Below are 9,476 nucleotides of genomic sequence, written 5' to 3'. Positions count from 1 at the left end.
GTCACGTCCGGGCGCGGAGCGGTGCGGTCGACGGCCCGGCCACGCTGCGCGATCAGCTGCGCCGGATGGGTGAGCCGGGCCGCATCCACCATCGCCGCCGCGGCACCCGCCCGCGCCGCATCGTCCTGCTCATCGACGTCTCCGGGTCGATGAGTGCGTATGCCGACAGCCTCCTCCGCCTCGCTCACGTCTTCGTGCGCACGGTGCCCCACGTCGAGGTCTTCACCATGGGCACGCGCCTGACCCACGTGACCCGGGCGCTGGCCGAGCGTGACCCCGACCGGGCGCTCGCCGCTGCCGGACGCGTCGTCCCCGACTGGTCCGGCGGCACCCGGCTGGGCGACTCGATCGGCGCGTTCCTCGACCGCTGGGGGCGGCGGGGTATGGCCCGCGGCTCCGCCGTCGTTGTCTTCTCCGACGGCTGGGAACGCGAGGGTCCGGAGATGCTCGGCGAGCAGATGCGCCGGCTCGCCGCCCTCTCGCACCGGATCGTGTGGGTCAACCCGCACCGCGGGAAGGCCGGCTACGCGCCGGTGCAGCAGGGGATCGTCGCGGCCCTGCCGCACATCGACGACTTCGTCGCGGGGCACTCGCTCGCGACGTTCGAGGATCTGATCGAGGTGGTGGCCCGTGCGTGAGGTGATGGACGAGCTGATGCAGTGGTGGTCGGCCGGCGAGACCGTCGGCGTCGGCACCGTCGTCGGCACGTGGCGCTCGGCGCCGCGCCAGGCCGGTGCCTCGATGCTCGTCGGCCCCGGCGGCGAGGCCGTCGGCTCCGTCTCGGGCGGCTGCGTCGAGGGCGCCGTCTACGAGCTGGCCCAGGAGGTCATCGCGTCCGGCGCGCCGGTGCTCCAGCGCTACGGCGTCAGCGACGACGACGCGTATGCCGTGGGCCTGACCTGCGGGGGCATCCTCGACGTCTTCGTCGAGAAGGTCTCCCGCGACACGTTCCCCGAGCTGGGCGAGGTCGCCGCTGACATCGCCGCCGGTCGGCCGGTCGCCGTCGTCACCGTCATCGAGCACCCCGAACCGTCGTGGGTGGGGCGCCGCGTCGTCGTGCACCCCGAGGCCGACGGCGACGACGAGGACACCTCGGTGCTCGGCTCGCTCGGCAGCGGGCGCGCCGACGACGCCGTCCGCGACGACGCGCGGGGGCTGCTCGCGCAAGGACGCTCCGCCATCCTCACGTACGGTCCCGACGGGGAGCGTCGCGGCGAGGGGATGCGCGTCTTCGTGGCGGCCCACGCGCCCAAGCCGCGGATGCTCGTCTTCGGCGCCATCGACTTCGCGGCGGCGGTCGCGCGGGTGGGCGGCTTCCTCGGCTACTACGTCACGGTGTGCGACGCCCGGCCCGTCTTCGCGACGAAGACGCGCTTCCCCGGTGCCGACGAGGTCATCGTCAAGTGGCCGCACGACTACCTCCAGGCCGAGGTCGACGAGGGCCGCATCGACAGTCGGACCGTCATCGCGGTGCTGACCCACGACCCGAAGTTCGACGTGCCCCTGCTCGAGGTGGCGTTGCGCCTGCCGGAGGTCGCCTACATCGGCGCCATGGGCTCGCGCCGCACCCACGAGGACCGGCTCGAGCGGCTGCGCGAGGCCGGGCTCACCGACGACGAGCTGGCCCGGATGAGCTCACCGATCGGCCTCGACCTCGGTGCGCGCACGCCCGAGGAGACCGCGGTCTCGATCGCGGCGGAGATCATCGCGCTGCGCTGGGGCGGTGCCGGTGAGCGGCTCGCCGCCACCGAGGGCCCCATCCACCACCACCACCCCGCGCACGACACCCCAACCTGATCCTCGCCGGGGGGCGGACGGATTGCGCTTTCATCGCGGGGTCAGGTCAGGTGCGCGGGCGCCAGCGCTTCCAGACGGCGGTCGCCTCGGCGCGCACCTTGCCGTCGAAGCGCAGCACGGCGGCCACCGTGATCTCCGGCTCGTCCGCCTCGATGACGACGGCATGCAGCTCCACGGTCTCGTGCAGCGGGGCGGGGCGCAGGAAGCGCACGTCGAGCCCGGCCGTGACGTAGGCGAGGTCTGCCCCCGGCAGGGCCGGCCAGCCGCGACGCTTCGCCTCGAGCATGACGGCCGCGGCGCTGTGGCAGTCGAGGACCGTGCCGATGATGCCGCCGTTGAGGTAGCCGACGCCGTTGTCGTGCTCAGGCCACGGCGTGAACGAGGCGGTGACGCCACCGGCCCACCCGTCGCCCACCGGATAGCTCTTGAGCCGCAGGCCGTTGTCGTTGGCCGGCCCGCAGCCGAAGCACGGGAGGTTGGGGTAGAGCCACTCCTGGATGCTCAGTGCGTCGTCGGCGACTGTCGGGAGGTCCTCCATGGCGTCACGCTACTAGCAGCCCCAGCGGACAGAACTGGTCCAACCTCTTGATGAGTCGAGGCGCCGGTGTCATCCTCGACGTCGTGAGCGAACGTGGAGACCAGGGCGGGTTCAGTCGCGTCACCCGCCGGACCGTGTCCGACGAGGTGTTCGCCGAGCTGCGCGACGCGGTGCTCACCGGACGGTTCGCACCCGGCGACGCGCTGCCGCCCGAGCGGGAGCTCGCCGTCTCCTTCGCCGTCAACCGGCACGCCGTCCGCGAGGCCCTCCAGCGTCTGCAGGAGGCCGGCTTCGTCCGGGTGGTCCACGGCGGCGGCACCACGGTGCTCGACGTCCGCAGCAGTGCCGGCCTCGACCTGCTCGCACACCTCGCCCGATCCGGCGAGGGGCTCGACCCCATGATCCTGCGCGACGGTCTCGAGATGCGCCGCTGCATCGGCGTCGAGGCGGCACGCGTCGCCGCGACCCGCGCGTCCGACGCGGCTCGGGCCCGCATCACGGCGGCAGCGGCGGCATACGACCTCGACGACCACCCCGACCCCGACCGGCACTTCTGGCTCGAAGTCGTCGAGGCGAGCGGCAACCTCGCCTTCCGGCTCGCGCTCAACTCGCTCGTCCTCGCCATCGACAGCAGCCCCGAGGTCATGGACGCCCTGCTCGCCGGCGACCGGGCCGACCTCGTGTCACACGCGCCGCTCGCCGCCGCCATCGCCGCTCGCGACGCCGACCTGGCCGCGCGCCTCGCCGACGCGATCCTCAGCCAGGCCGTCGACGTGTGGGCGTCGCTCACCGACTCCGGACGCACCCTCGACCCGGTGACCCGGGGCGCCTGACGGTCGACATCCCCGGCGCGGGGGAGGAGGGTACGAGGTGCGCCCAGGACGTCGCCGCCCGAGGAGGACAACGTGAGCACGTACCAGGTCGGCTACTTCGTCGGCAGCCTGTCATCGACCTCGATCAACCGGACCCTGAGCCGGGCCCTGATCAGGCTGGCTCCGGCGGACCTCGAGTTCACCGAGATCCCCATCGGCGACCTCCCGCTCTACAGTCCCGACTTCGACGCGGACTACCCTCCCGGGCCGCGCGCCCTCAAGGAGGCCATCGGCCGGGCGTCGGCCGTCCTCTTCATCACCCCGGAGTACAACCGCTCCATCCCCGGTGCCCTGAAGAACGCCATCGACTGGGCGTCCCGACCGTGGGGTGAGAACTCCTTCAACCACATGCCGGCCGCCGTCATCGGCGCCTCGCCCGGTCAGATCGGCACGGCGCTCGCCCAGCAGAGCCTGCGCGGCGTCCTCAGCTTCTGCAACGCCCGCCAGATGACCGCGCCCGAGGCCTACATCCGTCTCACGCCGGGCCTCGTCACCGACGACGGCGAGGTCACCGACGAGTCGACCGCGGCCTTCCTCTCCGACTTCATGACGGAGTTCCGCGACCACATCGAACGCGTGCTGACCGTCCTGCCTCGGCCGTGAGATGACGTGTGCCGGGTGCCCGGGACCGCGCCGACGCGCGGCCCCGGGCCCACGGCGTACGCCCTCGGTCAGTGGGCGCTCGAGGTCTTCCAGAGGTTGATGCCGCCCTCGACGGCGTGCTGGTCGATCTCGTCGAGCTCCTCGGTGGTGAACTCGAGGTTGTCGAGCGAGCCGAGGCTGTCCTCGAGCTGGCCGACCGACGAGGCGCCGATGAGCACCGACGTGACGCGCTGGTCGCGCAGCACCCACGCGAGCGCCATCTGCGCGAGCGACTGGCCGCGCTCCTTCGCCATGCCGTTGAGGGCACGGATGTGCGTGAGGTTCTGCTCGGTCAGCAGGTCGGTCGAGAGCGACTTGTCCTGCGAGGCGCGCGATCCCTCCGGCACGCCTTCCAGGTACTTGTCGGTGAGCATGCCCTGCGCGAGYGGGCTGAAGGCGATGCAGCCGACGCCTTCCTCGCCGAGCACGTCGAGGAGGTCCTCCTCGACCCAGCGGTTGAGCATCGAGTAGCTCGGCTGGTGGATGAGCAGCGGCGTGCCGAGCGAGCGCAGGATCTCGACGGCCTCGCGAGTGCGCGGACCCGAGTAGGAGGAGATGCCGGCATACAGGGCCTTGCCCTGACGGACCGCGGTGTCGAGCGCGCCCATCGTCTCCTCGAGCGGCGTCGTCTCGTCGAAGCGGTGGGAGTAGAAGATGTCGACGTAGTCGACGCCCATCCGCTGCAGCGACTGGTCGAGCGAGGACAGGACGTACTTGCGGCTGCCGCCGCCCTGGCCGTAGGGGCCGGGCCACATGTCGTAGCCGGCCTTCGTCGAGAGGATCAGCTCGTCGCGGTAGCGCTTGAAGTCCTGGGCGTAGATCGCGCCGAAGTTGCGCTCGGCGCTGCCGTAGGGCGGGCCGTAGTTGTTCGCGAGGTCGAAGTGCGTGACGCCGAGGTCGAAGGCGCGGCGGAGGGTGGCGCGCTGGCGGTCGAGCGGCACGTCGTCGCCGAAGTTGTGCCACAGACCGAGCGAGACGGCGGGCAGGTCGAGGCCCGATCGGCCGGTGCGGCGGTAGGTCATCGAGTCGTAGCGGCTGCGCGAGGCCTGGTAGTCGTCGGCGTGAAGAGTCATGCGCCCCAGTCTGCCCCCTGCGCTCGAGGCCCCGAATCCGGGGAAGCCCTTGTGCAGCCGTCACTTGTGACAAAGACTGCGCGTGGGGAAGTCAACGATGTCAACTGCAGCGTGGCAGGAGGACCGACAAGCATGACCCGTATCAATGTGACCGTCGACGGGGTGAGCTACTCCGACGAGGTCGAGCCCAGGACCCTTTTGGTCCAGTACCTTCGCGAGGGCCTCGGCAAGACCGGAACCGTCGTCGGGTGCGACACGAGCAACTGCGGTGCCTGCACCGTGCACCTCGACGGCACGAGCGTGAAGTCGTGCAACGTCCTCGCCGTCCAGGCGGACGGCCACGAGGTGACGACGATCGAGGGGCTCGCCGAGGATGGCGAGCTCCACCCGGTTCAGCAGGCCTTCCACGAGTGCCACGCCCTCCAGTGCGGCTACTGCACTCCCGGCATGATCATGCAGGCGTGCGACGTCCTCAAGGACAACCCCGACCCGAGTGAGCAGGAGATCCGCGAGGGTCTCGAGGGCAACCTCTGCCGCTGCACCGGCTACCACAACATCGTCAAGGCCGTGCAGCAGGCGGCCGGCGCGATGAGCTCGCAGGCGGTGTCGTCATGACCATCACCGAGGACCGCGCGGCCGACGCCGCCGACACGCCGTCGGGCGAGATCGGCAAGGCGCGCACCCGCAAGGAGGACCAGCGCCTCATCACCGGCCGCACCCGGTGGACCGACAACATCCAGCTGCCCGGCATGCTGCACCTCGCCATGGTGCGCAGCCCCTTCGCGCATGCGACCMTCACGGCGATCAACACCGACGAGGCCAAGGCCGCGCCGGGTGTCATCGCCGTGGTCACCGGCGCCGACATCAAGGACGGGCAGGGCCTCGTCGCCACGGCATGGCCCCTCAACGCGGAGCAGAAGACCCCGGACCACCTGCCCGTCGTCGTCGACCACGTGGCGTGCGCCGGCGAGATCGTCGCCGTCGTCGCGGCCCGCACCGCGGCCGCAGCGCGCGACGCCGCCGAGCTCGTCGACGTCGACTACGACGAGCTGCCGGCCGTGCTCGACCTCAAGGAGGCCGTCAAGGACGAGGTGCTCGCGCACCCCGACCTCGGCACCAACACCTCCGCCGTCTGGACCCTCGACTCCGCCACCCAGGGGTCGGGCACCGACGTCGAGGACGAGATCGCCAAGGCCCGTGACGGCGGCATCGTCATCGAGCGCGAGTTCCGCCAGCAGCGGCTCATCCCCGCCTTCATGGAGCCGCGCTCGACGGTGTGCGACCCGACCGGGGAGCAGATGACGGTGTGGACCTCGACGCAGGTGCCGCACATCCTGCGCTTCTTCGTCGCTGCGACGACCGGCATCCCCGAGTCCAAGGTGCGGGTCATCGCCCCCGACGTCGGTGGTGGGTTCGGCGGCAAGCTCCAGACGACGCCGGAGGAGTTCGCGACGATCGCCGTGGCCCGCCGGCTCGGCAAGCCGTGCAAGTACACCGAGACCCGGTCGGAGTCGCTGCTCTCGGGCCACCACGGCCGCGACCAGTGGCAGAAGCTGACGCTCAGCGCCCGCAAGGACGGCACCGTCACCGGCCTCAAGGTCGAGCTCCTCGCCGACCTCGGCGCCTACGTCGGCGTCGTCGGCGGCGGCACCCCGGTGCTCGGCGCGTGGATGTTCAACTCCATCTACAAGTTCGCCGCCTACCACTTCACCGTGCGGACGCTGCTGACCAACAAGACGTGGGTCGACGCCTACCGCGGCGCCGGTCGCCCCGAGGCGACCTTCGCCATCGAGCGGATGATGGACGAGCTCGCGGCCGAGCTCGGTCGCGACCCGCTCGAGGTCCGCGAGCAGAACTGGATCAAGCACGACGAGTTCCCGTTCACGTCCGTCGCCGGCATGACGTACGACTCCGGCAACTACGAGGCCGCCACGGCCAAGGCGAAGGAGCTCTTCGGCTACGACGAGCTGCGCGCCGAGCAGCGGCGCCGCCGGGAGAGCAACGACCCGGTCCAGCTCGGCATCGGCATCTCGACGTTCACCGAGATGTGCGGTCTCGCACCCTCGCGCATCCTCGGCGCCCTCAACTACGGCGCCGGCGGCTGGGAGAGTGCCAGCATCCGCATGCTCGCGACCGGCAAGGTCGAGGTCCTCACCGGCGTCTCGCCGCACGGTCAGGGTCACGAGACGGCGTGGAGCCAGATCGTCGCGGACCGGCTCGGGGTGCCCTTCGAGGACGTCGAGGTGCTGCACGGCGACACCCAGATCTCGTCCAAGGGCATGGACACCTACGGGTCGCGCTCCCTCGTCGTGGGAGCGGAGGCCGTCGTCCGGGCCGCCGACAAGGTCATCGAGAAGGCGAAGGTCGTCGCGGCGCACCTGCTCGAGGCGAGTGTCGACGACATCGAGTTCACGGGCGGTCGCTTCGGCGTCAAGGGCACCGACAAGGGCGTCAGCATGCCTGAGGTCGCGCTCGCGACGTGGACCGGTCACAACCTGCCCGACGGCGTCGAGCCGAGCCTCGACGCCGACGCGACCTTCGACCCCGAGAACTTCTCGTTCCCGCACGGCACCCACCTGTGCGCCATGGAGGTCGACACCGAGACCGGGGCCACGACGATGCGCAAGTACGTCTGCGTCGACGACATCGGCGTCATCATCAACCCGCTCATCGTCGAGGGCCAGGTGCACGGCGGCCTGGTCCAGGGCATCGCCCAGGCACTCTGGGAGGGGGCCGAGTACGACGAGCAGGGCACCCTCGTGACCGGCTCGTTCGTCGACTACACCCTGCCGACCTCGGCCGACACGATCAGCTTCGTCACCGACCACACGACCTCGCCTTCGACCTACACCGCCTTGGGGACCAAGGGAGTCGGTGAGGCGGGCGCCATCGCCTCCACGCCGGCGGTCGTCAACGCGATCGTCGACGCGGTGCGTCCCCTCGGCGTCGATGACATCGTCATGCCGTGCACGCCCGAGCGGGTGTGGAAGGCCATCCAGGCCGGCCGCCCGGTCTCGCACGAAGGAGAGCGGGAGGCCGCGCCGCACTTCGATGAGGGGGCGCCCAACCAGGATCCCGGTGCGGCCAGCGAAGGGAGCCAGGCATGATCCCCGCCCAGTTCGACTACCTCGCCCCGTCGACCGTCCAGGAGGCCGTGGCGGCGCTCGCCGAGCACGGCGACGACGCCAAGGTGCTCGCCGGCGGCCAGTCGCTGCTGCCGATCCTGCGGATGCGCCTCAACGCACCCGGCGTCGTCATCGACCTCGGCCGGATCGCCGAGCTCCAGGGCATCTCCGATGACGGTGACCACCTCGTCATCGGCGCCATGACGACGTATGCCGCCGTGCTCGCCTCCGAGGCCGTGTCCACCCATGCGGGCCTGCTGTCCAAGGCGATCCAGACCGTCGCCGACCCCCAGATCCGGCACCGCGGCACGATCGGCGGCGCGCTCGTGCACGCCGACCCCGCGGGTGACGTCGGTGCGCCGGCGCTCGCTCTCGGGGCCGAGCTCGTCATCGCCGGTGCGGACGGCGCGACCCGCACCGTCGCAGCGGAGGACTTCTTCGAGGACCTCTTCACGACGGCCGTGGCGGAGGGCGAGCTGCTGACGCAGATCCGCGTACCGAAGCACACGGGTTGGGGCTCGCACTACGAGAAGTTCGTCCGCGTCAGCCACCAGTGGTCGATCGTCGGCGTCGCGGCGACGGTGCGCAGCGAGGGTGGCTCGATCGCCGAGGCTCGCGTCGGCCTGACCAACATGGGCTCGACGCCGCTGCGGGCGCGCTTGGTCGAGGAGGCTCTCGTCGGGCAGCCCGCGACCGACGAGGCCGTCCGGGCGGCGGTCGCGTCGGTGGCTGACGGCACCAACCCGCCCTCGGACCTCAACGGCGACTCCGACTACCGCAAGCACCTCGCCACGGTGCTGACGCGGCGCGCGGTCCTCGCCGCGGCGGGAGCGTGATCGTCGGATGGAGCTGACGCACTCCTTCACCGTGCCGACCTCGGTCGACGACGCCTGGGCACTCTTCATGGACCTCGAACGCGTCGGCGGGTGCTTCCCCGGGGCGACCGTCACGGAGGTGACCGACGACAACTTCTCGGGCACGGTCAAGGTCAAGCTGGGGCCGATCGCGCTCGTCTACGGCGGGTCCGGCTCCTTCGTCCAGCGCGACGACGTGGCCCACCATGCCGTCATCGAGGCCAAGGGCAAGGACAAGCGCGGCAACGGCACCGCCGGGGCAACGGTGACGATCCAGCTCACCGGGTCCGGGGACGGCACCAGGGCCGACGTCGTCACCGACCTCGCCGTCACCGGCAAGCCCGCGCAGTTCGGCCGCGGCGTCATGCAGGACGTATCCGACAAGCTGCTCCAGGCGTTCGTCGCGTGCATCGAGAAGCAGTTGACGGGCCCTGCAGCCGCGCCGGAGCCGGAGGTCCCGGTGGCCGCCGTCCCCGCCGTCGTGGGGGACACGACCGCCGCGACCGCCTCGACCGCCTACGTCGAGACGGGCTCCGACGCGCTCGCCGCCGACACGGGCGCGCCGAGGCCCGCGG

The 9,476-nt window shown here is 71.4% G+C and carries 10 protein-coding genes; 8 read left to right on the top strand and 2 right to left on the bottom strand.

Annotated features, from left to right (window positions below):
- Together AC1DP0_RS12620 and AC1DP0_RS12615 are read left to right on the top strand one after the other, a co-directional pair.
- Positions 1-638 (top strand): vWA domain-containing protein (locus AC1DP0_RS12620; protein ID WP_478084905.1); only part of this gene is annotated, 638 nt, incomplete at its 5' end.
- Positions 631-1,797 carry an XdhC family protein gene (locus AC1DP0_RS12615; RefSeq protein ID WP_478084904.1) on the top strand — a complete coding sequence of 389 codons (1,167 nt, stop codon included), beginning with the start codon at positions 631-633 and terminating at the stop codon, positions 1,795-1,797. The genes AC1DP0_RS12620 and AC1DP0_RS12615, both read left to right, overlap by 8 nt.
- Positions 1,798-1,843: 46 nt before the next feature.
- Here AC1DP0_RS12615 and AC1DP0_RS12610 read toward each other — a convergent pair whose 3' ends face one another.
- Entirely contained in the window at positions 1,844-2,335 is a 492-nt protein-coding gene (locus AC1DP0_RS12610) for a PaaI family thioesterase (protein ID WP_478084903.1), read from the bottom strand.
- Positions 2,336-2,418: 83 nt separating this feature from the next.
- Between AC1DP0_RS12610 and AC1DP0_RS12605 the strand changes: the two genes are divergently transcribed.
- Positions 2,419-3,168 (top strand): FadR/GntR family transcriptional regulator, encoded by a 750-nt coding sequence (locus AC1DP0_RS12605; RefSeq protein WP_478084902.1) that lies wholly within the window; start codon positions 2,419-2,421, stop codon positions 3,166-3,168.
- 72 nt (positions 3,169-3,240) lie between these two features.
- Entirely contained in the window at positions 3,241-3,810 is a 570-nt protein-coding gene (locus tag AC1DP0_RS12600; protein WP_478084901.1) for an NADPH-dependent FMN reductase, read from the top strand.
- A gap of 68 nt (positions 3,811-3,878) precedes the next feature.
- Here the strand turns inward: AC1DP0_RS12600 and mgrA are convergent, their stop codons facing one another.
- Positions 3,879-4,922: an L-glyceraldehyde 3-phosphate reductase gene (mgrA, locus tag AC1DP0_RS12595; RefSeq protein ID WP_478084900.1), complete on the bottom strand. Its 1,044-nt coding sequence runs from the start codon at positions 4,920-4,922 to the stop codon at positions 3,879-3,881.
- A 132-nt stretch (positions 4,923-5,054) separates the two neighbouring features.
- On the opposite strand from mgrA, the gene AC1DP0_RS12590 reads away from it, so the two are divergent.
- From AC1DP0_RS12590 to AC1DP0_RS12575, 4 genes are all read left to right on the top strand, one after another.
- Positions 5,055-5,537, top strand: coding sequence for a (2Fe-2S)-binding protein (locus AC1DP0_RS12590; RefSeq protein WP_478084899.1), 483 nt, complete (start codon positions 5,055-5,057; stop codon positions 5,535-5,537).
- Positions 5,534-8,029, top strand: a complete 2,496-nt coding sequence (locus AC1DP0_RS12585) for a xanthine dehydrogenase family protein molybdopterin-binding subunit (RefSeq protein ID WP_478084898.1) — start codon at positions 5,534-5,536, stop codon at positions 8,027-8,029. The genes AC1DP0_RS12590 and AC1DP0_RS12585 overlap by 4 nt, the downstream gene beginning before the upstream one ends.
- Positions 8,026-8,883, top strand: coding sequence for an FAD binding domain-containing protein (locus tag AC1DP0_RS12580; RefSeq protein ID WP_478084897.1), 858 nt, complete (start codon positions 8,026-8,028; stop codon positions 8,881-8,883). Before AC1DP0_RS12585 ends, AC1DP0_RS12580 begins: the two co-directional genes overlap by 4 nt.
- A gap of 7 nt (positions 8,884-8,890) precedes the next feature.
- On the top strand, positions 8,891-9,476 hold a 586-nt coding region (locus AC1DP0_RS12575), incomplete at its 3' end, for an SRPBCC family protein (RefSeq protein ID WP_478084896.1).

This window comes from Terrabacter sp. P5_B1 (assembly GCF_056400505.1).
The sequence above is the reverse complement of the archived record's forward strand: the minus strand, read 5'-3'. Positions and strand labels throughout refer to the sequence as shown.